This is a genomic window from Peribacillus sp. FW305-BF15 (genome assembly GCF_058783805.1).
This window is the reverse complement of sequence record NZ_JBYSYV010000001.1, coordinates 103,766-128,735: the sequence shown is the minus strand read 5'-3', so window position 1 is coordinate 128,735 and position 24,970 is coordinate 103,766. Positions and strand designations below refer to the sequence as shown.

The window sequence follows — 24,970 nt, the reverse complement described above, 5'->3', positions numbered from 1 at the left end:
ATTCGAATTTTTGTTAATCGAATGAAAAACAATACTTTTGTGTCTTGATCACTTATTTGTTTTAGCTTCTACTCACTGATAAGTAACTAATGAGAAATATCCCCATACCCTTAATAATTCGAAAAGTGAAATTTACCTTTCTTCAGTATAATGCACTGGCATGATGTTAAAGAAATCTCTTTTATAAAAGAGGTTGTCAAGGAATGTACTTAAAGTAACCGTGCAGTTCAGTGTAATAATGCAGTTGCGCAACCAGCGCGCATTTGATTGAACCAGTTATTAAACTTAATCAATATCTCTCTAAACATGAAAGAATACTCCAACAGATTGCTGGAGGATTCTTAAAATTATTATTTAAACTTATCCGGAAACTGCTTTATAACTCCCGCAGTGATAGTATCTGCCATTAAGATTATATGTGTGACCCCTTCGTCTATTGCAGCGATTCTTGCGTTCCAATCTTTTGCTAAGCTTGCAGATAAATCATTCGTCACTAATTTCAGGTGGATATACAGTAAATTTTTCAGATCTTCATTTTTTAAATGGGGGTTGGCACCGCTAAGGAAAGCTGCTATTTCATCAGCATTTCTATACCATTCTTTGTTTAGCTGTTTCACCAAGGCATCATTTCCGCTTTTAGCCGCATCTACAATCTTTCCCGCAATTACAATATGCTCCTTAAGCAGTTCGGTAAGTTTGTTCCCAGCTTTCTCTCCGTATACTGGCTTTACAGCATTACCGATAGCCTCCTGATCCTTCAGAAGTCTAGCCAGTACCTGTTTTTGATCCTCCGCTCCAGCGGTGGTTGCACTTGTTATATAATTACTTGTCCATAATACATGATCAATCCAAAGTCTCCTGAATTCATTTTCGAAGTTTACCTCAGATTGGCTAATACGTTGTTCCTGTGGCTTAGCGTATGCGCTAGTTGTTCCGGCCACCATGTTTAGAGGAAATAATAAAATGAATCCCATCAACAATAATTTTTTCATAAAACCATCTCCTCCCAAAGTTAAAAAGTTCTTTTTTATTATTGATATATGCGATTTTTATATGCATAAAATTGCTTGTACTTACCACGTTTACATTAAATTGGAATTAGATGGACTCACATTGTCCAATGTAAGCTGTTTTGTATAAAATCAGGTCATCAATCATGATTAATACACAGACACAACTACGCCGCATTGGTGCTTGAAATATGATGAATTAATGTTTAAATTACTTGAAAATTCAGGAATGAGACGCAAAGAATTAGTGAATTTAATATGAGAGCAAGTTAATAGAAAAAGTAGAAAATAAGAGCGCCTCCTCCCCCTTCATCCCATTGTCTTACCAAGACTATTAAGCATTCTTTTAGAGCAGCAAAAATTAAATGTTTTTAATAGATCAGCAGGACTTATGCTCCAGCATGTGGGTAGTGCTCCAAGCAATGATAATTAAATATCAATTTGCAAGTTGCAATCAGAAAGTCTCCCATTTCCCTTAGTCAAAAGGCTTGATTACAGGGGTTTCTTCTGTAAGGGCCAGATTAACAAGAACATAGGCATTCAAATGATTACTATCTGTATAGTGAAGCTACTACTACAAACAGTCCACCCTCCTGAACGATTAGCTGTTCATTAATTAAGTCTTACAGTATCTTGTAATTGGAATCAGAAAGAGAAAAATAAATTTTTCTTTGGTGTACATAATATAGGGAATAATCAATGATAGTAAAAGTGTTATGAAAAGGGTGAGCAAATGGAAAGAAATAACGCGATTGACTTTATTAAATTTTTTGCCATATTTTCTGTTGTAGTCATTCATGTATTCCCTAGGGATAGCCAAATTGGTCTATTTATTCTCGATAACCTCTCAAGGTTTGCGGTGCCATTCTTCTTTACTGCATCTGGTTATTTGTTCGGTCAAAAGATGATCCATAAAAGGGATTCCTTTGATTATTTTAAAAGGTATATTATAAAAATCTTGAAACTGTATTTGTGCTGGCTCTTCTTTTATATGATGTATGATGTTCTAATTCTTTATAAAGATGCTGCCGATGTACCAAAGGAATTTGCGCAATACATTAATCATTTTTCTTTTCTTGACCTTTTATATTACGGAACTGGGACTAGCGGATACCAATTGTGGTTTTTAACCGCATTAATTTGGAGTGTTATCATTCTATTCGGTTTTTTTAAGTTAAAAAAAGCAAGGCTTCTTTTAACCATTAGCTTAATATTCAACTTGTTAGGTCTTTTCGGACAATCGTATTCGGTGTTCTATGATCTTCCTCTGAGTACACGGGATGCTTTATTCATTGGTCTTTTTTATACAACTTTGGGATTCTTCTTTGCGGATAATAAATTCTTTAAAAAGTCGGGAGCAATAACAGCCAAAACCAATTTATCATTAATTTTTATCTTCTTTACTATCCAAGTTGTAGAAGGATACTTATTAGAAAAGATATTATCGGGAAGTCATGGGGAATATTTTATTTCTACTATCTTTTTAACTGCATTTCTTTTTTTGTTTGCATTAAATAATAAAACATTGGGGAAGGATTTGTTCATTACTAAAGTAGGAGGAAGAGCCCTGGGTATATACATTGTTCATGTAGTCTTCATCGATATTTTTGATTTAATTATATCGGTACTAAGAATGGATCATATATCTGACAATCTTTTCTTAAAACTATTTGAGACACTCCTTATAATTACGATGTCGTACATTTCTTATGACCTGCTTCAATATTTCAAAAGGCGTTTAAACGAATTGGTAAAAATCTGTTAGTGGAAGGTTAAAACCCTTACTTAGTGCTGGGATTTATAGATAAAAAAAACCCCTGCTGGGAGCATGGGATTTTTTTTCAATTACAAATAATTAAAGCTTGGTCTCCACCGGATGAACTCTCGGTTCCTCTATACTGTCGCCAGCATGTTTTTTTGACCAGTAAGTCGCGAGAATTGGACCCGATATGTTGTGCCATGCAGCAGCCAGGACGCTTGGAAGTGCTGCCAGCGGGCCGAAATGTGCAGTAGCAAGCGCAACACCTAACCCAGAGTTCTGCATGCCCACTTCAATCGAAATCGCTCTTCTATTCACTTCATCAAGTCCAAGCACTTTTGCTGCTAAGTAACCAAAAAGTAGCCCAAATCCGTTATGAAGCATCACGGCAGTAAAAATAAGGAACCCTGAAGCAGCAATGCTAGCTGCGTTGCCTGAGACTACTGCACTTACAATAGTAATGATGGCTGCTACCGAAATAAGTGGTAAAACGGTCAAGCTTTTTTCAACTGCTACTGGGAAAAACCGCTTAATGGCCAATCCTAAAACAATCGGAAGAAGGATGACTTGTACAATGGACTTAAACATATCAAAAAAATCAACCGGCATCCATTGTCCTGCCAGCAAAAGCAGAAGCAGCGGTGTCATGATAGGAGCCAGTAAAGTTGATACCGAAGTCATAGCTATCGATAAAGGTACATTCCCTTTTGCAAGATATACCATCACGTTAGAGGCTGTTCCGCCTGGTACACAACCAAGTAATACCAGACCTGCAGCTAATTCTGCTGGCAAATTCATGAGTTTAGCAATAAGGAATGCTACAGATGGCATAATGATAAACTGGGCGCAAACTCCAATTATCACGGGGAGTGGTTTAGTAATGATGATTTTAAAATCAACTGCCTTCAAAGTGAGCCCCATTCCAAACATGACAACGCCAAGCAATATTGTAATGAATCCCCCCAATCCCAAAAATGGAGCAGGAAAAATAAAAGCAATGACGGATATTAAGATAACCCAAACAGCAAAATATTTTCCGGCTACTGCGCTTAATGCTTCTAATACTTTCATTCCATCACACTCTTTCTAGCATTAATATTTTATTTGGATTTAATAAATTATCTGGATCAAGGGCTAATTTGATTTTTTCCATCACAAACAGTGAGTTCCCATGTTCTTTTTCCTGATATTTTTGTTTACCGACCCCAACACCATGTTCGCCAGTACATGTTCCCTTACGTTCTAGGGCATAAAGGACAATTTGTTCATTTAGCTGTTCAGCTCTTTTAATCTCTTCTTGATTATTGTTATCAATCATTAAAAGTACATGATAGTTCCCGTCGCCTACATGGCCGACGATCCCACCGGCAAGGCCCAGGAAATCAATAGCTTCCCTTGCATGGTGAATGGCACCGGACAGCTCTGAAATCGGAAGGCAGACATCAGTCACCATCAGTTTTTTCCCAGGATTGCCATGAATATAAGCATAGGCAAGATTATGGCGAGCTTCCCATAGGCGGTTCCTGGCAGCATTATCTGTTTCAAATTCAATATCGAGACAATTATGTTCAGCTACTATTTCCTTAGTGAACTCTATGTCTTGCTTCAACCCGGCTTCATTGCCATGAAACTCCAAAAATAGTGTAGGCGCTTCGTTATAGCTTGTATCACTATAAAGGTTAACCTGCTTCATTGAGGGTTCATCGACAAGTTCCACCCTTGCTATTGGAACACCTGACTGTAAAATGGATACAACAGCTTCCACTGCATGGGTCAATGTCGGAAATGATGCTCTTGCCGCCATAACGTGCTCAGGAATTCCATAAACTCTTAACGTCAATTCCGTAAAGCAGCCAAGCGTTCCCTCTGATCCAACAAATAGGCCGTTTAGATGATAGCCTGATGACGATTTAGCGGCCAAATTGCCAGTATGTATAATCGAACCATCTGCAAGTACCACTTCTAGATCACGGACTTGATCACGCATCACACCATATTTAACGGATGTCGTTCCACTGGCATTGGTTGCCGCCATTCCGCCAAGAGTAGCATCAGCTCCCGGGTCAACGGAAAAAAACAAACCGTATTTTTTCAATTCTTTGTTTAGTTGCGAACGCGTTACACCTGGCTGAACTTTTACGAGAAAATCGTTTTCACGCACTTCCAGGATTTTATTCATTAGTGAAAAATCAATAGTTATGCCATGGTTGTACGGTATGACATGTCCCTCGAGGCTTGATCCCAACCCAAAAGGAACCATCGGAATTTTGTACTCATTTGCCAATTTCACAACTTCACTGACTTGCTGTGCTGTTTCCGGGAATACAACAATATCAGGAAGACTTACAGCATGGTAGGATTCATCTCTGCCATGCAATTCTCTTACTGTCTGGTTTACCGTTATTTGACTTTCCGAAAGAATTTCCTTTAGATCGTTGATTAAATTTACACTAGCCGCTTCCATTCTATTCTCCTTCTTTCTGCTATAACATCCGTTTTTGTCATATCAAAAACTTTGGTCGTACCTATACCAATATTTAGTTTCTTCTTCTATTCTTCAACTGAGTATCAAGAGATGGTTTCCCCCTCCTTAAATAGCTTTATATGATATCGCTTCCATTTATCGGATAATTGGTCTAACCAATTTCCATTATACTAAATTTTTTGACTTTTTCAACAATTATCCGTTTTATACTTTTTTCCATAAAAAAATGCTTTATTCTCAATATTTATAGTTAATTTTCCATCCTTATAACAAAAACCAAATGACCTTTAATAGCCATGTGAACATAATTTGACTGAATCTAGACCGTTATATTTTTACAATATTGGTCTAACCAATTGAATATCAGATATTTTCAACCGTTACCTATTTTAATTTTAATTTTAATTTTAATAGTGCGGATTATCCCCTTGCTTCATAATTGAATGCTTGTTAGAATGATTTCACTAATGCTAGTAACAACATGTTGTTAGGGTTGTCATGGAAGGATGTGAAGAAAGTAATGGATTCAATACCAGTTAAATCTCCCAAAGTGTACGAAGTCATTTTCAATCAAATTAAGGACTCTTTTATTAGCGGTGAATTGAAACCTGGAGATAAATTACCGCCTGAACGCGAATTATCCAACCTTTTTAAGGTGAGTCGAACATCAATCAGGGAAGCCCTTCGAGTATTGGAGATAAACGGAGTCATTGAGATTAGACCAGGTGATGGAACATTTATCAGACAATCTGATGTTCAATCACTGATTGAACAGCTATCCACCTCCATCATCAAATCTGAGGACAATATGGTCTATGAAATGCTTGAAGTCCGTCGAGTAATTGAAACGGAGTGTGCTTTTCTTGCTGCGCAGAGAGCAAACTCTCTTGATTTACAAAATATCCTTAAGGCTCTAGAAGAAATGGCACGCTCGGAACATGATGAAGAATTAGGCTTAAGAGCAGATCTGCTTTTTCACCATAGTATTGCACAAGCCACAAATAATTCCATATATGCTGGATTGGTTCATACTTTAAGTGACCAAATGAAAAATACGATTCGTGCCACCAGACGGCATCGTTTCGCAAAACCAGGTCATTTTCAAGAAACGCTTCAAGAACATAAAGAAATCTACTATTCCATCGCATTAAAGGACGCGGACAAAGCCAAGCAACTAATGAATGCCCATATCATTCGCATTAGAGAGCAGATGGCTGCGGCTACACTTGAAAGCATTGGAAAAGATGCAAAAATTGCTGCTTATCCAAATAAAAAAGACCAGCCTCACAATGCTGTAGGTGAAAAATAAAGTTCCGCTTGCAATATGATTAACCCAATATGGAACTACACCTCTAAAATTATAAACTAAGTGATTTTTTAACCTTGGCCTATTAATTGATACTACTTTGCCCAATAAAAAAAGCGCCTTTCTCAGAGGGCGCTAAGCTGGTTAATTATAGTTAAAAAATTGATCCCCTATATAAGTAAATGTTGGTTTTATCCTTTTGACATAGTGAAGGAATCAATGATACATACTTTTAGAGCATTATCAATCAATGAAAGCTGTTCATTAATCATTGATAAGTAGGAAATATGATAGTCATTAATTTGTTCCTTTAACTCCAACAGCAGCGTTTTGTCCCTTAATATAAGGTAAATCTCGTCTGGATGTAACATATCACTTCTCCTTTTAATCAAGATATTACCTTTTACCCAAATTATTACAATCATTAACTTGTAAGCGGATGTTTTGTACTATATTTCACAAGGTATTGCTCAGTAACAATTCCTTCTTATAGTAAAGATCCATTAGTTGAAGTAGCACGACGATCTAAAAAAGGCTGTCGTATAGTAGTATTAAACGTCGAATATGCCCCCTTCTTACCTTGTTGTGTTAGACTTAATAGATAAAACCATATTTTCTTGGTTTTAATTGACTTTTCTTAGTCACACTTGCATAAGCAAAGGAGTGAAGGAAATGGAGAAAATCAGCGTTTTTTTGGATGACTATCGGAAAGCACCCGATGGCTATGTGTTAGTCGAGACTATTGACGAATGTTTAGAGCTATTGCAAAACTTTGATATTGAACATCTCTCTTTGGATCATGATTTATTAAATAAAACCAGGAATGGTTTTATGCTTGTTCAAGAGATGGTGAAAGAAAAACTATTTGCTAATCGCATTACTATTCACTCTGCCAATTCAGTTGGCGGTAAAGCGATGTACAACTGTTTAAAGCAAGCACAACGGAATTTAACTATGCCCCCTGCCATTATCGTATCCTTACGACCATTGCCCCTCAAATTCTTCCCGTCAAAGGTTCTGCAACATTATATAGATATACGGTAACCCCTTCTCAATCTCAATTACATTTCACCCATTGTTTTTACATTAGACCGTAGGTAAGATACAAAGGGCAACTTTAATCCGAGTTGCTCTTTTTGTATTTCTACTTTGTTTAAGAGATTGAATATTTTTCATTGCACACTTTGCCATCATCACCATGTGAACAACTTGATCATCGAATTACTTTTTCTTTTTGGCTGCGTATATCTATATCCCAACTCCCATAGCATTGTACCGACAAGCAGAAGTTCATACCGGGTACACATAAAGATTCCAGGTCGCCTATGGCGATTGGTCTTGGCCCTTCTTTGGTGATCACACAGTTAATTTCAATTGCTGATTCATCTGGGATACTCGCTATCGCTCCGTTATTATGTGTATTGACTGGCTGCTGAATATCCCGCTTATCATTGTAAATCGAATAGATGAGGCTGCAGGCCGCTTCGCTGTAATACGCTCCACCGCGCTTTTCTAGTTGAGTCGGTTTAACATTCAGTTCAGGATCTCTATACAATTCAAATAAATCTTTTTCCAGTTGTTGAACGACCTCAGCCCTCGTCGTCCCATTTGTTGCTGAGGATTCCTTTTCTTCGGCAAGCGATACAAAAAAAAGCAATTCACATGTAGTGTAATTGCTTTTTAATGAAGTGTATGGATATAACTCATGCTAATTTAGCTTTCGTTAATATTCGAGCTATCCCCTTACAGGGTAGACTATGGTTTTAATCGCCAAGTAAAAATAAACTCCTGAAGATTTTCCCCGGTTTACAATGACCTTACTTGTTCTTTACGATGGATAGTATCGTAATGGTGCTTATAATGCAGAGTGTGCCGAGCCACTCGGCAAAACCGAACGTTACATTCAACCAGAAAACGGATATTAAGGTTGCGGATAACGGCTCAACGGAAGCCAATAAACTTACCTCTGAAGCAGATATGAATTTTGTACTTTCCAAATAAAAATAAAAAGCAATGATCGTACCGAAAATGATGATGAATAAAACCGCTGAAAATGAAGATAACGTCCATTTTCCTTCAAATGCCCATGGGGGATGGATCATGCTAAAGCATATGCCTCCAATCAACATGCCCCAGCCCACAACAATCATTGAACCCCATCTTGAAAGGAGTTTAAAAGGCTGCAATGTATAGAATGCCAAGGCAAAGGCTGATGTTACTCCCCAAAATACTGCCCACCCGGAAATGGAGAGTGTACGTATGCTTCCTCCCGTCACAAGCAAAAAAGTGCCTAAAATCGCTATGATCACAGCTACGCTCACCGTAATGCTTGGAAAACGTTTGGAACGAATGGCTAAATAACATGTGATCAGTGCCGGGGCCAAGTATTGAAGGACAGTGGCAGTGGCTGCGTTGCCATGTTCAATTGCTGCAAAATATGTGTATTGAACAGCGAGCATGCCCAGAATGGCAAAAAGGATAATTTGAAGCGCATCATTTTTAGTTTTCCAAATCTCAAAAACTTTCAGTCTTTCATTCTTATAAGCGACCCCCAATAAGATGATTCCAGAAAGCAACAAGCGTACAACAGTGAGCCACTCAGGACTGAAACCTTGCTGCTGAAATAGATATTGAGCTGCCGTTCCTGACACTCCCCATAACGCAGCGCCAGTCAGTACCAGTGCAATCCCTTTATTTCTTGAAGGTGATATGGCAACTAAAGTATCATTATTCATTTTTTTCTTTCCCACTTTTTACACGTTCCGTATGGGCTTGTATTCTAAAGTAACTTTCTTTCCAATTCTTTTCTATCTCCTTAAGCACCATAGTGAGATTTCCACCCCTAATTGCCTGTATGATCTGGTCATGCTCATCAACGGAAAAGTGAACATCACTTACCTGATTGAAATAAAACAGTTCCATTCGTATAAGTTTTTGTTTGAGTCCCGATAGAATCCGCTTCAACTCATCATTTGTTGAAAGATTGATGTAAATGGAATGAAAGTCATTATCTTTCTGGACGGCCACTATTTGATTTCCCTCTTCGATTGCGTTTTTAACTTCATGATTGATGGCTTCCATTTCCATTAAGTGTCTTTCTTCAATGAAATCAAAAGCCTGTTCCATAGCCAGCTTTTCCAGTGTCCAAACAAGGGAATATATGTTTAATCCCCCTTCGAATCGAATAGGGGAAACAATAGTTGAACGGCTCGGCTTGGTCTCGACAAACCCCTCATCCTCAAGCCTTAAAAGTGCTTCTCTAATAGGGGTTCTGCTTACTCCCAATTGTTCGGCTAATTCTTTGTCGCGTAATTGTTGGCCTGGCGTCAGGATCCCCTGGACAATCCAATCCCGCAATATCATGTATGCTTCTTCACGTACAGACGTACGTTTAATTTTTTGTGAAGAATTTGAATGATTCAACGGCTTTCCTCCTTAAAGATATATATAATATGCAATATATCACATATTGCATACCATTGGAATGAAAATCAGAAAATTTCAAAATGATTTCATAATTGCACCGCCACATGGCCTAAGACGTCTAGATGGTGGTAAAAACCACGAGGAATAGAATTTAAACACTATAATTAGAAACAAAAAAGACAACACTCACAACCAGAGTGCTGTCTTTTTATTTGAGTTATCCCATCATTGATAAGTAATTGGCGGTATGGTATATTCTTTTGCCATTGGAAAGCGGAAAACACCTTCTAACCTTTAGTTATTTTCTAAAGTGAAAAGTTTAAGAAACTTAACTCCTTCTATACACAATAATCTGTTAAATAAAACCTAAATCTTTCCCTCCATTGTCCAATACGATTCCTTTTGCAATCTTCAATACTCCTTCGGCATCATTGAGATTGACTAATTCCACCGGGGAGTGGGAATATCTGCGCGGCGTTGAAAGAACTCCTACTGGTATTCCTTTATTAGCTGAAGTCAAGCTGGCTGCATCAGTTGTATAGGCGTCCCCGACCAATGTAATCATCTGTAAGGATACATTTGCTTTAGCTGCCTGTTCTTCAATGATTTCTCTCACTTTAGGGTGGATGTGGTTAAATACCATTGTACCTCTTACCCCATCCGCAATAGGACAAGCTGGTCCTTTCCCTAGGTAGACGGGAAGTGATATTTCCGTATCGATATCAGGTGTATCACCAGCTGGGATTGTATCTAGGACGATTGCATAATCAGGCTCAATCGCATTTCCTACCATAATGGCTCCTAGTAGTCCCACCTCTTCTTGAACAGTTACAACACCATACAATGTTCCGGCAAATTCAACGCCTTGTAATTCTTTAAATAACTCTATTAAAATTGCACAATGAATTCGATTATCCACTGATTTTGTACATACAAGATCTTTATTTACCATTTCCATAAAATCACTTTGGAATACAATGGGATCCCCCACTTTAATTCCCATGTCCTCAACCTCTATTCTCGAGGAAGCCCCTACATCTATGTAACATTCACGTGTTGTTTTAACGCGCTTACTTTCCTCGGGAGTTTGCATGTGTCCAGCTTTGATCCCGATTATTCCAGGCATTTTTTTTGTTGTAACCCAGACTTTCCTCCCTAACAATAATTGATCGGAAACTCCTCCCACCTTATCAAACATGATAAACCCATTGGGTAAAATATTTTTTACGCAAAATCCAACCTCATCAGAATGACTAGATATCATCAATTTTGGCCCGGGGGCATTTCCTTTTTTTATTGCAATCACATTGCCATTGCGATCTACATCCACCTCATCAGCATATGGTAACAAATTGTCTCTCATATATTTAACAACTTCTTGTTCTGAACCAGAAACTCCTACCAAGCCAGTTAAATCTCTTAATGAGTTTTTTATACTTTCTTTCACTTTTTCCTCTCTAAGTGAATGTCCTGCCTTTTGGTCTATCATATTGGTAGTTTTCATTTGAACTCCTCCTTTTGGTTTCAATGGATTAACCTAATTTATAGTAGGGTTTTCGCTAAAAAAATGGAAATGAACATTTTTCCAATGATTAACATGGACTGTTCATCTACATCAAACTTTGGATGATGATGAGGATATATAGCATTTTTATCCGGGTTCTTACCTCCAACCCAGAAAAATGTTCCGGGTACTCTTTGCAAATAATAGGCGAAATCCTCCATGCCCATATGAGGTTTCATCTTTTTTACATGTTCCTCTCCGATAAGCAGCTTAGCTAGTTCTTCCACTTTTCTTGTTTCATTCGGATGGTTCCAAACTGCAGGATAGCCTCTTTCATAACTGTACTTCACTGTAGCTCCTGCACCTTCACATGTGGATTTTGCTATTTGCCCAATAGACTTTTCAATCAAGTCACGGACATCTTCGTCGAAAGTTCGTACCGTTCCTTTAATTTTTGCGGTGTTTGGGATTATATTATAAGCATCACCGCTGTTAAATGAACCGACTGTAACAACAGCAGGCTTGAGCGGATCCACACGTCTGCTTACAATTTGTTGAAGATTCATGACAAGTTGACTTCCGACCAAAAGTGGATCTACAGTTAATTCTGGTGTAGCCCCATGACCTCCAACTCCTAAGATGTCGATTTCAAACCGGTCTCCCGAAGCCATTAAGTATCCTTCATTAACTCCTATTGTTCCAAATGGAAGATGGGAAGCAACATGCGCCCCATAAATGGAATCCACTCCGTTAAGGCAGCCATTCTCGATCATAGGCTTGGCTCCTCCTGGAATTACTTCTTCAGCAAATTGATGAATAAACACAACTTCACCTTCAAGCTTATCTTTCACTTCACTCAACACTTTTGCCACTCCAAGTAAAGCTGCCGTATGAATGTCATGCCCACAAGCATGCATGACTCCTGGAACTCTTGACTTATAAGCTACTTCTTTTTCATCTTGTATGGGCAAAGCATCAAAATCGGCACGGAAAGCAACTGTCTTCCCGGGTTTCCCTCCTTTCAACTTTCCCAGAACTCCTCTGCCACCAACTCCCGTTTTCACTTCCAATCCCAGGTTAGTTAGAAACTCAGCTATTTTCTTAGGGGTATCCTCTTCTTGAAAGGATAGTTCTGGGTACATATGAAGATCTCTGCGGATTTCTACTAGTGCAGGGTATAAATCTTGGAACCTATTAAGCAAGTTTTCTATCATAAGAAAAGTCCTTTCCATTTACTATTTTTCTTGCAATTGAAATTAAATTAAGTGGGAATTTTTCACTTCTGAAGATACTGGAAGTTGTTTGGTGAAAGCACTTACAATCAGCATGATGATTATGTTTACGCCCAACGCAATAATACCCGAATTCAAATCCTTCAATACTTGTGGTAGTGCCGGCAGCATAGTACCAATGGTAGCATTTGTGATCGTTATGTACGCCACTGTGATGACTCCAGCTATCATTCCAGCTGCAGCACCTTGTTTCGTAACTACATTGTTTTTAGCCAAGCTAAACAGTATTGCTGGGAACAATTGCGTTATAAAGCTATATGCCATAAGGAGAAGGGTTACGATGGAATTGCCACCGTTAAATGTAAAGTAAACGCAAATTAGGGAAATGACAGGGACCAACATTTTAGAAAGCATTGAAATTTGTTTTTCTGAAGCTGATGGAATAATGACTTTATATACGTTCTTGGATAGTGTTACGGATGCTGTCATCAAGAGCATTGAGCCTGGAACTAAAGCAGTCAATAAGCCAGCTGCACCAATCACCCCAACAAACCAAGGATCAAACGTTTGTATTGAAATACGCAGTAATGCGAGGTCAGTTTCCGCACCCTGTAATCCAGGGACTTGCTTAATCGCTGCAAAGCCGACAAAAAAGATAAACAATAACATAAGTGTATACAGCGGAGTTATTACGGCATTTTTTCGAATAGCTTTTGGCCCAGTTGCCGAATAAGTTGCAACAAATAAGTGGGGCCACATTAATCCGCCAATGCTTGTCATCACGACAGTGGAAATAAACCATGATATTCCGAGGCCAAAATCAGGCAGCTTGAGAAAGTCTGGATTGGAAGCTTGAATCTCTCTGAACATGGACTCTATTCCACCATAATAATGGTAGGGAATATATATTCCGATAAATACAACCACTCCAAATATTAGAATATCTTTGATTATAGCCGTCTTAGCGGATCCATGTATTCCAGAAATCATTACGTAAACCGTAACCGAAATTACACCAATCCAAGTTGCGATAGTAGGGGATATGAAACCATAAGACGCTTCAGAGACAATGATGCCCAGACCTTTTAACTGAAGCACGATGTAAGGAATCATCGAAATGACACCAATAAGAGCAGTGATAACCCCTAAATATGGACTTTTATACTTACTAGCAAAGAAATCGGATTGAGACACCAGCCTGTGAGCTTTTGCATATTTCCAAACGTTTGGATACAGCCAATAAAAAATACAATAAATGAGACTTAAATATGCGATTATATAAAAAGCAGGTCCACCCTTTCCGTAAGCCCAAGAGCTTGCACCTAGAAAAGTAAATGTTGTATACGATTCTCCTGCCATTAGAAGGAAAACAAGAATCGTTCCAAACCCTCTTCCACCAACAGCCCATTGCTCAAGGTTCATATCTTTACCTTTTCTTGCAGTTATTCCGGTATAAATAATGAACAGCAGAAAACCGAAAAGCACAAAGAGTGAGGCATTCATTCCGTATCACCACCTTCTTGATTGGCGGGGTCAAGTTTAAAAACGATGGCCATAATTAATGTCGTTAAAACGACCCATAAAACGATCCAAAACATGAAAAACGGCAATCCGAGTACAAACGGTTCTACACGATTAACTAATGGAAGAGAAAAAAGCATTCCGAGAAAAGGAATCATACTTAAAAAATGGCCAAGCTTCATTGTCCAACACTCCTTCTAATTTAATCGTTTTAAATGACAACCATATAATGTTGTTCGAATTGCTTGCACTTCATCATGTTGAAATCTAGTAAAACCAAAACCCCCTATTATGTTTATTTCAAAAAAACACACGGCTTTATGAATCACCTCCTTTCAATGCTTTTACTCATAAAAAACTAATCGGGTAAAATCAATTCATCATGTAATGATCTTATATTTCATAAGACGTTGTTTTTTATAAAACCCTTTTAATAATGCGTTTATTCTGAAAATTAAGGGTGAGGAAAAAGGTTTTTTACTTAGAAAAAAGTTTCTCAATCTCTCCTTGCCAATACACGGTTTTACCTATTTTGAATAGATGGATAAACCCAAAATGAGATGAAGAAAAACATTACCACTTTCAGATCAAGGCGTCCTCTATTATCGAAGAGTGACTTCTTTTAAAAAGGGACCATCCATCGTCCGAAATAATACCTCCTTTCCTTCTGAATTTACATATTCACTTAATGAAAAAGCACCTTCTTTCGTTTCCAGTTGGACATCAATCCGAAAAGGAAGTTTCTTCAGTCCATTTTCAATTTTCTGTGCGAAAGTAATGGTGAATTCTTCGGAAATTCGAATGACAATATCAATATCACTTTTTTCTGTGACTGCTTCTTGTCCAGTGACGAGTTCGAATCCAACACTTCCAGTTGGCCCCCACGTTAGCGAAGCCACATCCAGTAAATCACTGATCCGATCTAAACAATGAAAAATCTTTTTTGAATGGTTCTGCCATCCTTTTTCCTGTGCAAGCTGTTCGGGAGAAACCCTGCTCAGAATCGAATCAATTGGTAAAAATGCTGCGAATCTTTTATTTCTTTCCGTCCCTCGCACACCTACCGCCACCTGTCCTTTTGCAGCACGGGAACGGCGGATTACCACAAATGGCGAAATTGCCAGAGATCCTTCTACCCAATTCGGGATAGGGGTATGGCTGATTAATTCTTCTGTGCCTTTAATCCTCAACAAGTCATGTGGGCTTAGTTCCATTGTTCATTCAGCTTCTCCCTCACTAAAATGGATGCCGCACGTCCACCTGATACAGCAAAAGGAGAGGTTAATCGCACTTTTAAATCTACTGAACCAGCCATTTTCATGTCAGAAATCGCTTCCTTTATTTCTTCATGAATAACATCGCGGTCCTTTTGTTCCGGCATGTCCGCGTTTACTCCATCTACTAACGAATGCAATGCGCCAAGATGTTGGAATGATACAATATCGTATGCCATCGCTGGAACTTTTTTCGCCGCGACTTTTAATTCTTCTATACTTCTTTGTGTAATTCGGGCAGCAGATTGTTTTGACATAACATGTACATTCACACCGGGATCACGAAGTGCAATTAACCGGTGGGCTTGCATACCATGTGATAAAAAGGCACCTGAAATGGCATTGCCCGGTATGAACGAAATAACGGGATGACCTTCCAAACGTGCGGTGACATATGCATCAACGGCAGCTGCACATGCCTGATGAACGCCTAACAATTCTTCGTGATATCCGTAGGCCTGACTCGGAACATCGACGATGGCCACGATTGCTCGTTTTTCACCATTACGATCTTCTTCAATCGCTTCCCTAACATGCTTGGCAATTGACCAACCCTCCTGTAAACCTACTTCCCCATTTCTTGCCCTTGGAAAGCGACTCTTTGCATCGGATACTACAGCAATATAACGCACCTTCGTCTTGCCTAAGTAAGCATCAGCAACTCGAACGGAGGGAACATCGCCTATTTCAGGAACCCCATTACTCAATAAATCAAACCAGGTCTGTCCCCGTCCATTATATTTTTCACCGTTTGAAACATTTTGATTTTCCATAATATCATATCGAGACTGATTCCAGAGCTTTCGTACATGTTGTGGCGTTATCCGCTGTGACGGCTCCGCTGCATTTATAAACGACTTATACCTCTTAATTTGTTCTGATCTTGGTTCAAAGGATACGTGACCGTTTAATATTGAAAAGACGGCTGTTTTTACAGCCTCCGTATCATCTTCAATTAATATATCCGCAAAACCGGCCGACCTCCGCTGTTCTCCGCCAAGTGTACCCCAAATTAGTGGCCGGTCTTTTGAATCAAACTCGCGAATACCGGCTTCCTGCTCAATTACTTCAGGTCCGTTTAATCCCAGGCGGCCTTCTCTGGTCATAATGATGGCACTGCAAAGGCCGGCTGTTATAGACATACCGCCAAATGCACCGATTTTCCCTGGAATAACAGCAATGACTGGAACATGGCGGCGAAGCGCCACAATGGCTGAACCAATTTCGGCAATGGAAAGTAATCCATAATTGGCTTCCTGCAGCCTCACTCCCCCTGTATCAAACAGTATGATTGGTATCGTCTTTATTCCGGCTTCACAATCTATTAAGGCCATTTCGAGTGAACCAGCGATTTTTGCACCAGATACTTCGCCGATACCTCCGCCTTGAAAATTCCCCTCTATGGAAATCACGACTGCCCGTTCCCCATTAATTGTACCTTTAACCACAATGACGCCATCATCACTTTGCGGAACGATTCCTTGAGGTTCCAAGTGAGGCGATTCCAGCCCATCAAAAGGACCAAGAAGCTCTTTGTATGTTCCATCATCCAGTAGATTCATCGCTCTTTCCCGTCCACTGCATTCTACAAAACTACTTTTTGTTTGAATCAAGAAAGCTCACCTCCAGCGCTTGTGCAAGGCGGATCGTCACAACACCAGGTGTTGCGCCAAAGTCATTAATTGTAACTTTTGCAGCGACATCATTCTGTGTGAAAAATCGTTGAATTATCGCCTCCCATGTGTCTTTAAAACCCGTGATTCCCGTCCGGATGGTCACCTCGGTCTGTGATTCTTCGCACGGCTCTATCATCACTTCCAAATCACCCGATCCAACAACGCCAACGTGCGCCTGATTGACAATTTTCCTTGTTGCAGGAAATGTGTATTTGAAACTTTCCAAATGAAGCACCCCCTTAATGTATAGACCCGACTTCTTTTTGAACTACATCACCGATAATATGTCTTTGGATTTTATCCAAAAAAAGCGTAGCAGCGAGCATGTCCGCACTTCCCCCTGGAGATATATTAAGTCTCGTAAACTCTTCATCAAGTGCTTTAAGCATTTCAAGACTTCCACTCGTTAACATCGAAGCTGCTTGCCTTTTAGCAAATATAAGTGCCTCAGGACCGCCTCGATGTAAAATGCATGTATCATCCAAAGAAGCAATCAAGGCTAACAGTGAATATAGTTGAGCTTCATTTTCCGCAAATCCGCATGCTCTCGCTTGCTTTAGCATTGGCATGGAAACATGCACAATATGAGGAAACCCCTGCTCCGCTTCTGCTCTTGCTCCATTTACACCGTATTTTGCAGAAACAAGCATGCCGTTTGTAGCGGTAATAGGACAATGTCGATCTGGATAACGGGCCGTCTCACCGGCCAGTGAAACAATTTCTTTTATTGCATAACAACCTTTTCCCATGGCTGCAGCTGCAACCAGCAGACCAATCGCCCAAATGGCGCCCTTATGCGTGTTCACGCCACAGGTAGTTTCGAACATTCTATTTTCTCCATTACGGCCTATTGCCGCAATTTCTTCTCTTAAAGAAAGTGAGGGACTGTTGCCGTAGCTAATCAATGCAATTTGTTCAAATGTTTCCTTTAATGATCGTGCGGATTTTCGCATGAGTTCGATAGACAAATCTTGGTGTGCGCCGTTATTGACCCTATCAACAAGGCCCGGTTTCGGTGTCAGTTCGACTTCTTCTATTAAAGAATGAACTGCTGAATCAGCTGCGTTGCGGCTGAATGTCTCTTTTGCATGACTCATTTTTGCGCCTCCCGGTTACCAGCTAATAAACTTTGCCGGCGGTTCGTATAGCCCATCCGACCACTGAACGATTTCCTCTATACTTTTAGCCGCCAGCAAAGACCGTTTTGCATCAGACCGGCGTATGTTCAAATCTTCTGGAAGTGCGATCAATCCTTCACGCCGCAGGCTATCAGTTTTCTTCGGATCATGTGTTAGACCAACAGGCGTTACCCCTGCGACTGCTGCAATCGCTTCTCTGCGTTTTTCCATGCTGTCCGCTTTGTATAAATAAGCGATGCCTTCTTCGGTAACGACGTGTGTAACATCATCCCCATAAATCATGACGGGCGCTATAGCGAGACCTGTATCTTCTTTGACTTTTATAGCATCCAATGATTCTACGAATATAGGTTTATTACCGGCTTGGAAGGTCTCCACAACTTGGACAACCAATTTCTTTCCACGAGCTAGCGGATCATTGGCCGTCATCATATTTAACCACGCTGGAGTTGAGTGTCGCCGTCCCCCTGGGTCATGACCCATATTTGGCGCACCGCCGTACCCGGCCAGTCTTCCCCGGGTTACAGTAGAAGAATTTCCATCTTTGTCCATTTGTAGGGTCGACCCAATAAATAAATCGACCGCATATTGCCCTGCCATCTGCGATAATGTTCGGTTCGAACGCAAAGTGCCATCGCGTCCGGTAAAAAAAATATCACGGCGGGACGCCACATACTTCTCCATACCGACTTCACCGCCAAAACAATGAACGCTGTCAATCCAGCCACTTTCAATCGCGGGAATGAGTGTCGGGTGCGGATTCAATGCCCAGTGTTTGCATATCTTCCCTCTTAATCCAAGTGATTCTCCATAAGTGGGAAGCAGCAGTTCAATCGCTGCCGTGTTATACCCGATACCATGATTCAACGATAGGACTTCGTGTTTCTCATAAATACCACGAATCACCATCATCGCCTGTAAAATTTGAATATCCGTAATATGCCGGGGATCACGTGTAAATAAGGGTTCAAGTTCATATGGTTCATCTGCCACAACGATATAATCGATCCAAGAAGCGGGAATGTCGACACGTGGCAGTTCATCAATCAATTCATTTACCTGAACGATGACAATTCCATCGCGAAATGCGGCTGCTTCAATGATGGTAGGTGTCTCTTCTGTATTTGGTCCAGTGTAAAGATTCCCATGTCGGTCTGCCTTGTCTGCAGCAACCAGTGCGACTGAAGGAATCAGGTCTATGAAAAGGCGTCCATAAAGTTCGATGTATGTGTGTATTTCTCCCATGGATAGTTTGCCATCTTCAAGCATTTGAGCCATACGAAGACTTTGCGGACCAGCATAAGCAAAATCGATTTTTTTTGCAATGCCGTATTCAAATAGATCCAAGTGCTCCGGTCTTGAAATACTGGACATTATCATATGCAAATCAAACAATTTTTTTGGATTGGTCTGTGCCAGCGCTTTTGAAAGAAAAGAGGCCTGCTTTTGATTATTTCCCTCAAGAACTACACGATCATAAGGCCTAATAACCTTTTCCATCACGTCCACAATTCGATCAGTAGGGATAAACATCTCGTTTACGAGATCCTTTACACTGTCCATACGCTTTATCTTTTCTTCAAGGCGTTTCGTCCATGATCTATTTTGATTTACTACCTGTCCCGCGGATTTCATCATGGCAGTCCTCCTTTATTTATTTGATTTTTTCTCGCTTTGCTATATACAGACAATCATCATAGCCATTTTCTGATATTGACATGACTCTGGCATCCGGAAATCCTTTTGCTGCTAAACGCGACAATACATTTCCCGGCGGCATTTCAATGAATAATCTCGTTCCGTTTTCGTATAAAACGGTAGAAGCATCATGCCACTGGACAGGGGATGAGATGCTTTCAGCTAAATCCAGTCGAATATCTCCCGGATTAAACAGGAGCCGTGCCCCCCGATTGCTTACATACGGAATCAAAGGACGATGAAATAGAATATCGTCAAGCGCTTCACCGAGCTCTTGTGAAACAGATGAGAGAAGTGGACAGTGGGATGGCGTGCTGACATTCAGCAAAGAAGCACTGCGGGCCCCGTTCTCTTTGGCTACATTTAATATCCTGTTTATACCGGACAAAGCTCCCGATAGCGTTATTTGATCTGGTGTATTTTTGTTCGACATAAACACTGGGAATTTTTCATCAAAATATTGGCTTAAAAGTGATTGTAGTGTATCTGCTGCCATGCCTATGACAACCCCCATGCCATATCCTTGAGGATATGCCCGTTCCATTAGTTCAGCCCGAAGCTTGACGGTATTTATGGCATCCTTAAAATCAATGACGCCTGCAGCCACTGCAGCACTAAATCCGCCCACTGAATGTCCGGCGACAAAATTTGGCATGATTCCTTCCGCTTCAAGTGCTTTAAATCCTGCGATACCAGCAGTCAAAAGGGAAATCTGTACTGACTTGGTCGAGCATAGTGATTCTTTTGAGTGATGGTTATATACGTTTTCATTCAGTGTTTCACTTGCTGCTTCCAGCACTTCTTTGACTGCGTTGCCGCCCGGCAGTTCATTTAATAGTCCTGGCTTCTGGGAACCCTGACCGGGAAACAAAAAAGCAACCTTCAACACTGTTCACCTCCGTTCATGTCATGAACGATTATTTAAGCATTTTTGAATGCTGGTAATCACATCAAGATTGTGTTTTTGTAAAACTGCTGTTAATTCATGCATGTTTCGGTCGACCAACAATTGGAAAATAACTTCATGCTCAGAAATGGATTTTTCAATGTTGTTCCCGTTTGAAAAAGATAGGCTTTGAATTCTCAGCAAAGGCCAGCCTAGTTGGGAGTACATGTTTTTGATGGTTTCACTTTTGCTCATCTTGATAAGACATGTATGAAAGGAATGATTCAATTGGGTATAGGAGTGTATATCTTCTATTTTCTCCATTTCTGAAAGATGCTGTTTCATTTCTCTAAGAAGTAATTGGTCTATTCCATGCTTTTTAATTCGTTCGATCGCCATGTTCTCCAACATATTCCGAATTTCAAGCAAATCGTATATTTCATTTTCCGTATATTCTTTTACAATGGCGCCCTTACGCGGAATTCTTTCTACTAATCCTTCTTTTGCAAGCAAATAAATTGCCTCGCGAACCGGTGCTCTGCTCGTTCCGTATTCTTCTGCATAAATAAGTTCCACCAATTTTTCTCCTGGCTTAAGTACACCGGTTATGATTTGTTCTGTGATTTGTTCCGCTATTGACTTAGATAATGCGTTATTCATAAGTGAACCCATGAAGCACCCCTTTTTTCAGAATACTGTCGACTGTCGGCTCAATTATACAAACAAATTAAATAGAATTCAATATTTTCTGAAAATTTAAAATAAAGTTTGTGTTTTTTTATATGCCAGGATAATATTTCGTGAAACCCACTCGATTTTAATTATTCGTTTGATTAACTATTGTGGGAATGACGAAGTCTTAGCTGCAGTACTGACAATTTTATGTTGATTGTCGACTTTATGGTGGAACAAGGCGGGTGCGGATGAAGGAGCTTTTTTAAAACAGTTCGTTATCGGTAGATACTTGGTGGAAAACGGGAATGACACTATTGCATTAGATGGGGGTCCACTTGTTTTGACTGGCTTTTAACTATTCAGCTGATTTCGTTCCGCTCTAAATAAGGGGGATGCAAAAAATATCGAAAATGCGAGTGATTCCCTTAGGGGGAGGTCATTTCCAAATACCAAGAAAGATGACCATGGTCGAACTACTTACCTTGCAACAAAATTCCGATTGCGAAATTAAAATTGGTTTAAATATTTTCTAAAAAAATGTCTTGAAAATATCTTGGTGCTTACCGCACTCATTACATGAATATTCTATTTCCAATGCATCTTCAGTTACTGTATGAACTGTCTCTTTTTTACAAGTTTCACAAAATCTCTTTTCGGATATTTCTTTCATTTATCATTCACACTCCGTTTTTTCAACATATTTGTAGCCTTGTTACTATTATTTTGCGAATATCCAACCGAAAAAATACCTTTTTCCTGAAGGGCCAGAGAAAAAGGTATTAAAATTGTTAATTTAACCTTGGATTCCAATACATCAAAGCTGCATGAAACGGATATTCGTATTCGAAAACTCCTTCTTTTTCCACCACATATTTATTTAGGATCGTTTTTACTTCATCATAGGAAAAATGTTCATCAAGAATTTTTGTTGTATTATCTCGGATTGCTTCTTCATAGGTGGAATAGATTTTTTTACTTTTCAATTTAACGATCTTACAGTCCGCCAGTATTCCAAGTTGATACAAAACATTCAAGATGTGTATGTAATCCCGTCTTCTTAAATTGATCGTATATCCTCGTTGCTTCAATTCCATATAATGAGGTTTTTCTGGTCCGGTTGTCATACCTACTATCGCTAAACGAGCTGCAGAATCATTCATTTTTAATAAGGTATGACCGATTTCACTCATTCGGTAATAACAATTAAAACCAAATACTACATCATATTTGACTTTTTTGTTATCACTTTCCCACTTATCATGAATTAACTCCATGTTTTCGAAACCTTTTTCGTTTGCCTGGACTTCCAAAAAATCGATAATGCTTTTGGAACTATCTATACAAGTTAGCTTCCTGACTTCTTTTGCAATATCAAATGTATAATTGCCCCATCCAGGGCCGATTTCCAAAACATGGTCATCCTGTTTTAATAATGCCAATAACTCTTGCTGCACAATTTTTGCATAAGGGTCCGCTTTATGTTGTTTTTTCACTGCAACCTTGGAAGCCCAAAAAGCTTCTTCTGCAGCATCATCTTTTAGCCTGTTAGGTATCTTCCCTGTATGATCTGTCATTGCCTGTTTCCAAAGTTCAATATAATCTGTCATCTTTTCTCCCCTGAATTCGTATGTAGTTATCGGTTTTCAAATTAAAGCAAACAGCCAAATACTTCCTCTATTAAATATATTAGCATACCATAGCTAAAACTTTGTTTTACACATAAGAAAAAGGAGCAAAAACTTTGCTCCTGTATCCATATTGCTTATTTTTCTAAAAACTTTTATCTTTTCGATAAAGCTGACCACGTATTTTCAAGCCATTTATCAAAGTCTGCTCCTTTTTCACCCTCATATGTATCATATATATCCATTCTCATCTTCTGGAGTTTGTCTTTGAATTCGTGATATGTGTGATTTTCAGGTAAACTCTTCTTGATCCTCACTAAGATTTTGGTCAAACCTTTAATCAACTCGCCCTTTTTCCTTGCTGGCAATTGCACATCTTCGCCTAAACTTTTCAATTGACGGTAGGCTGCCTCTTGAACTTTATATACAGAATCATTATTCATGATATGTGTGAGAATGTCGATTACTTGTTTATTTTTTGCTTGACCCAATTCTTCGATTGCATCTAAACGTTCTCTCCAATTAGATTTGCGATTGGCAGATTTTTTTAATTCCTCATAGTTGGCAGGTAACTCGATACCCGTTGTTTCCTTGTTATTCAAATGAATCATTTCTCCTTCTGTCTTAGTGATCCGGATATCAAACATGTAATCCGATATGATAATCCCATTACCAAAATGGCTTATTCCTTCTTCATTATACCCTTTTCCATATTTTAATATAGTTAAATTTATCTGCCGTATCGTCAAACACCCGGGTTCCAGGACGAGATGCTTTGTTTGTCTTCAATTAACCTGCGCCTATCAACTTCAACTTTAAAAGGCATAAATCCTGCCTGGATTCATGCCACTTTGAAGGATGCTTTTATTATTGAACATGTACAAATCTAGTCCACGTAATGTTTTTTATTATCTGGATGAATAGAAAATTTTTTACGTAAATTGACGAGGTTTACACCAAAACTTTCTTCTAAAAGTTCCCTATGTTTCTCCATGATTTCCATGAGATACAAATCATGAATCATGACTTCTGTAATGGGCATCACTAAACCTACATGCATGGTCCATGCTGCACGGCTATCTTTACCAAGAGAGACTATACCTGCGACTACTTCAGAATCATCGCCACTGATAACAAGCCATCGTCCACCATACTCTTCTGTAATTTCATAACCCATATAATGGAGGTAAACATTTGCAAAATCACAGACGATTTCCCCATAGGCAATAATTGTTACATTGACCCCACCATTTGCGGCCTGTCTTAGTTCAGGTTCTAATTCTTCGAATTCGTCTTCCCAAATCTCTAAGAGTATTCTTTTTTTAGCAGATAATATACAAGCTTTAACTTTATCAAGTATTTCATTGCGCCCCATGATATTCCAGATATTTTCACGATCATTTGCAGACCGTTCGAACTCCGCTAATGATTTTTCTGCCAGTTCAAAATTCTCTTCCGCTCTCATCCGACGGTTTTTTATTAGCTCCTTTGCAGGAACAGGAGTATACTGTGGTGTGTTTCCAGGACTGACCAGAATATCTCCGCGTATGGCGAGACTATCCAGAATTTCATATATTCTTGAACGTGGTACACCGGAGTTTTTTGCTACTGCATAGCCTGTTAATGGCGATTCTTCCAATAAGGCAAGATATGCTTTCGCTTCATATTCGGTGAAATTCAGATTTTTTAATGTTTCTAAAATGGTTTCTTTCATAAGCCCTCCAACACAACCTTAGTCGCTACCTTTGTAACTA

General features: G+C 39.4%; 23 protein-coding genes and 1 pseudogene. 3 read left to right on the top strand and 21 right to left on the bottom strand.

The window, feature by feature from the left end; genetic code table 11:
* Window positions 1-350: 350 nt before the first annotated feature.
* Window positions 351-992, bottom strand: a complete 642-nt coding sequence (locus AC3WLU_RS00550; RefSeq protein WP_492596578.1) for a glycosyltransferase — start codon at window positions 990-992, stop codon at window positions 351-353.
* Window positions 993-1,743: 751 nt separating this feature from the next.
* On the opposite strand from AC3WLU_RS00550, the gene AC3WLU_RS00545 reads away from it, so the two are divergent.
* On the top strand, window positions 1,744-2,775 hold the full coding sequence (locus tag AC3WLU_RS00545) for an acyltransferase (RefSeq protein WP_492596577.1): 1,032 nt from the start codon (window positions 1,744-1,746) through the stop codon (window positions 2,773-2,775).
* Between the two features lie 90 nt (window positions 2,776-2,865).
* On the opposite strand, the gene AC3WLU_RS00540 is transcribed toward AC3WLU_RS00545, so the two are convergent.
* Together AC3WLU_RS00540 and AC3WLU_RS00535 are read right to left on the bottom strand one after the other, a co-directional pair.
* A complete protein-coding gene (locus AC3WLU_RS00540; protein ID WP_413008561.1) occupies window positions 2,866-3,840 on the bottom strand; it encodes a bile acid:sodium symporter family protein in 975 nt (324 codons plus the stop codon).
* 4 nt (window positions 3,841-3,844) lie between these two features.
* Window positions 3,845-5,233 (bottom strand): FAD-binding oxidoreductase, encoded by a 1,389-nt coding sequence (locus AC3WLU_RS00535; protein ID WP_440438501.1) that lies wholly within the window; start codon window positions 5,231-5,233, stop codon window positions 3,845-3,847.
* A 541-nt stretch (window positions 5,234-5,774) separates the two neighbouring features.
* On the opposite strand from AC3WLU_RS00535, the gene AC3WLU_RS00530 reads away from it, so the two are divergent.
* On the top strand, window positions 5,775-6,563 hold the full coding sequence (locus AC3WLU_RS00530; RefSeq protein WP_412992184.1) for a FadR/GntR family transcriptional regulator: 789 nt from the start codon (window positions 5,775-5,777) through the stop codon (window positions 6,561-6,563).
* Window positions 6,564-6,751: 188 nt separating this feature from the next.
* Here AC3WLU_RS00530 and AC3WLU_RS00525 read toward each other — a convergent pair whose 3' ends face one another.
* Entirely contained in the window at window positions 6,752-6,931 is a 180-nt protein-coding gene (locus AC3WLU_RS00525) for a hypothetical protein (protein ID WP_057277646.1), read from the bottom strand.
* 301 nt (window positions 6,932-7,232) lie between these two features.
* Here AC3WLU_RS00525 and AC3WLU_RS00520 point away from each other — a divergent pair, with 301 nt between their 5' ends.
* The gene (locus AC3WLU_RS00520) at window positions 7,233-7,604 is read left to right on the top strand and encodes a cyclic-phosphate processing receiver domain-containing protein (protein ID WP_057277645.1); all 372 of its coding nucleotides are present in this window, start codon (window positions 7,233-7,235) and stop codon (window positions 7,602-7,604) included.
* A 271-nt stretch (window positions 7,605-7,875) separates the two neighbouring features.
* Here AC3WLU_RS00520 and AC3WLU_RS00515 read toward each other — a convergent pair.
* The 17 genes and pseudogenes from AC3WLU_RS00515 to AC3WLU_RS00435 all read right to left on the bottom strand — a co-directional run.
* Window positions 7,876-8,217, bottom strand: a pseudogene (locus AC3WLU_RS00515) (family 4 glycosyl hydrolase); the annotation flags it as partial.
* A 160-nt stretch (window positions 8,218-8,377) separates the two neighbouring features.
* Window positions 8,378-9,295 carry a DMT family transporter gene (locus tag AC3WLU_RS00510; RefSeq protein ID WP_318292028.1) on the bottom strand — a complete coding sequence of 306 codons (918 nt, stop codon included), beginning with the start codon at window positions 9,293-9,295 and terminating at the stop codon, window positions 8,378-8,380.
* Window positions 9,288-9,983 (bottom strand): GntR family transcriptional regulator, encoded by a 696-nt coding sequence (locus tag AC3WLU_RS00505; protein ID WP_492596576.1) that lies wholly within the window; start codon window positions 9,981-9,983, stop codon window positions 9,288-9,290. Before AC3WLU_RS00505 ends, AC3WLU_RS00510 begins: the two co-directional genes overlap by 8 nt.
* A 358-nt stretch (window positions 9,984-10,341) precedes the next feature.
* Window positions 10,342-11,490 carry a M42 family metallopeptidase gene (locus tag AC3WLU_RS00500; RefSeq protein WP_413002367.1) on the bottom strand — a complete coding sequence of 383 codons (1,149 nt, stop codon included), beginning with the start codon at window positions 11,488-11,490 and terminating at the stop codon, window positions 10,342-10,344.
* Between the two features lie 38 nt (window positions 11,491-11,528).
* Window positions 11,529-12,704: an amidohydrolase gene (locus tag AC3WLU_RS00495; RefSeq protein ID WP_413002365.1), complete on the bottom strand. Its 1,176-nt coding sequence runs from the start codon at window positions 12,702-12,704 to the stop codon at window positions 11,529-11,531.
* A gap of 42 nt (window positions 12,705-12,746) precedes the next feature.
* Window positions 12,747-14,225, bottom strand: a complete 1,479-nt coding sequence (locus AC3WLU_RS00490; RefSeq protein WP_252298041.1) for a sodium:solute symporter family protein — start codon at window positions 14,223-14,225, stop codon at window positions 12,747-12,749.
* Window positions 14,222-14,425, bottom strand: a complete 204-nt coding sequence (locus tag AC3WLU_RS00485) for a DUF3311 domain-containing protein (protein WP_214768263.1) — start codon at window positions 14,423-14,425, stop codon at window positions 14,222-14,224. The genes AC3WLU_RS00490 and AC3WLU_RS00485 overlap by 4 nt, the downstream gene beginning before the upstream one ends.
* Before the next feature lie 420 nt (window positions 14,426-14,845).
* On the bottom strand, window positions 14,846-15,457 hold the full coding sequence (locus AC3WLU_RS00480; protein ID WP_413002362.1) for a malonate decarboxylase holo-ACP synthase: 612 nt from the start codon (window positions 15,455-15,457) through the stop codon (window positions 14,846-14,848).
* Window positions 15,448-17,130: a biotin-independent malonate decarboxylase subunit beta gene (gene mdcD, locus AC3WLU_RS00475; RefSeq protein WP_492596575.1), complete on the bottom strand. Its 1,683-nt coding sequence runs from the start codon at window positions 17,128-17,130 to the stop codon at window positions 15,448-15,450. Before mdcD ends, AC3WLU_RS00480 begins: the two co-directional genes overlap by 10 nt.
* Window positions 17,111-17,419, bottom strand: coding sequence for a malonate decarboxylase subunit delta (locus AC3WLU_RS00470; protein ID WP_268565662.1), 309 nt, complete (start codon window positions 17,417-17,419; stop codon window positions 17,111-17,113). Before AC3WLU_RS00470 ends, mdcD begins: the two co-directional genes overlap by 20 nt.
* Window positions 17,420-17,432: 13 nt before the next feature.
* Window positions 17,433-18,290, bottom strand: a complete 858-nt coding sequence (locus AC3WLU_RS00465; protein ID WP_492596574.1) for a triphosphoribosyl-dephospho-CoA synthase — start codon at window positions 18,288-18,290, stop codon at window positions 17,433-17,435.
* A gap of 15 nt (window positions 18,291-18,305) precedes the next feature.
* Window positions 18,306-19,967 (bottom strand): malonate decarboxylase subunit alpha, encoded by a 1,662-nt coding sequence (gene mdcA / locus AC3WLU_RS00460; RefSeq protein ID WP_492596664.1) that lies wholly within the window; start codon window positions 19,965-19,967, stop codon window positions 18,306-18,308.
* A 19-nt stretch (window positions 19,968-19,986) separates the two neighbouring features.
* Window positions 19,987-20,919, bottom strand: coding sequence for an ACP S-malonyltransferase (locus AC3WLU_RS00455; RefSeq protein WP_492596573.1), 933 nt, complete (start codon window positions 20,917-20,919; stop codon window positions 19,987-19,989).
* Window positions 20,920-20,937: 18 nt separating this feature from the next.
* Entirely contained in the window at window positions 20,938-21,588 is a 651-nt protein-coding gene (locus tag AC3WLU_RS00450) for a GntR family transcriptional regulator (RefSeq protein ID WP_492596572.1), read from the bottom strand.
* Window positions 21,589-22,379: 791 nt separating this feature from the next.
* Complete coding sequence (locus tag AC3WLU_RS00445) at window positions 22,380-23,198, bottom strand: methyltransferase domain-containing protein (RefSeq protein WP_492596571.1); 819 nt, start codon at window positions 23,196-23,198, stop codon at window positions 22,380-22,382.
* Between the two features lie 173 nt (window positions 23,199-23,371).
* Window positions 23,372-23,827, bottom strand: a complete 456-nt coding sequence (locus AC3WLU_RS00440) for a HEAT repeat domain-containing protein (protein ID WP_098865835.1) — start codon at window positions 23,825-23,827, stop codon at window positions 23,372-23,374.
* Between the two features lie 275 nt (window positions 23,828-24,102).
* Window positions 24,103-24,930, bottom strand: coding sequence for a TrmB family transcriptional regulator (locus AC3WLU_RS00435; RefSeq protein ID WP_492596570.1), 828 nt, complete (start codon window positions 24,928-24,930; stop codon window positions 24,103-24,105).
* Window positions 24,931-24,970: the final 40 nt, after the last annotated feature.

Coding starts and splice junctions, on each gene's coding strand:
- AC3WLU_RS00435 (WP_492596570.1), bottom strand. CDS start 24,930: ATGAAAGAAACCATTTTAGAAACATTAAAAAATCTGAATTTCACCGAA.
- AC3WLU_RS00480 (WP_413002362.1), bottom strand. CDS start 15,457: ATGGAACTAAGCCCACATGACTTGTTGAGGATTAAAGGCACAGAAGAA.
- AC3WLU_RS00440 (WP_098865835.1), bottom strand. CDS start 23,827: ATGATTCATTTGAATAACAAGGAAACAACGGGTATCGAGTTACCTGCC.
- mdcA (WP_492596664.1), bottom strand. CDS start 19,967: ATGAAATCCGCGGGACAGGTAGTAAATCAAAATAGATCATGGACGAAA.
- AC3WLU_RS00485 (WP_214768263.1), bottom strand. CDS start 14,425: ATGAAGCTTGGCCATTTTTTAAGTATGATTCCTTTTCTCGGAATGCTT.
- AC3WLU_RS00500 (WP_413002367.1), bottom strand. CDS start 11,490: ATGAAAACTACCAATATGATAGACCAAAAGGCAGGACATTCACTTAGA.
- AC3WLU_RS00520 (WP_057277645.1), top strand. CDS start 7,233: ATGGAGAAAATCAGCGTTTTTTTGGATGACTATCGGAAAGCACCCGAT.
- AC3WLU_RS00530 (WP_412992184.1), top strand. CDS start 5,775: ATGGATTCAATACCAGTTAAATCTCCCAAAGTGTACGAAGTCATTTTC.
- AC3WLU_RS00540 (WP_413008561.1), bottom strand. CDS start 3,840: ATGAAAGTATTAGAAGCATTAAGCGCAGTAGCCGGAAAATATTTTGCT.
- AC3WLU_RS00545 (WP_492596577.1), top strand. CDS start 1,744: ATGGAAAGAAATAACGCGATTGACTTTATTAAATTTTTTGCCATATTT.
- AC3WLU_RS00550 (WP_492596578.1), bottom strand. CDS start 992: ATGAAAAAATTATTGTTGATGGGATTCATTTTATTATTTCCTCTAAAC.
- AC3WLU_RS00465 (WP_492596574.1), bottom strand. CDS start 18,290: ATGAGTCATGCAAAAGAGACATTCAGCCGCAACGCAGCTGATTCAGCA.
- AC3WLU_RS00445 (WP_492596571.1), bottom strand. CDS start 23,198: ATGACAGATTATATTGAACTTTGGAAACAGGCAATGACAGATCATACA.
- AC3WLU_RS00510 (WP_318292028.1), bottom strand. CDS start 9,295: ATGAATAATGATACTTTAGTTGCCATATCACCTTCAAGAAATAAAGGG.
- AC3WLU_RS00450 (WP_492596572.1), bottom strand. CDS start 21,588: ATGGGTTCACTTATGAATAACGCATTATCTAAGTCAATAGCGGAACAA.
- AC3WLU_RS00490 (WP_252298041.1), bottom strand. CDS start 14,225: ATGAATGCCTCACTCTTTGTGCTTTTCGGTTTTCTGCTGTTCATTATT.
- AC3WLU_RS00495 (WP_413002365.1), bottom strand. CDS start 12,704: ATGATAGAAAACTTGCTTAATAGGTTCCAAGATTTATACCCTGCACTA.
- AC3WLU_RS00525 (WP_057277646.1), bottom strand. CDS start 6,931: ATGTTACATCCAGACGAGATTTACCTTATATTAAGGGACAAAACGCTG.
- AC3WLU_RS00535 (WP_440438501.1), bottom strand. CDS start 5,233: ATGGAAGCGGCTAGTGTAAATTTAATCAACGATCTAAAGGAAATTCTT.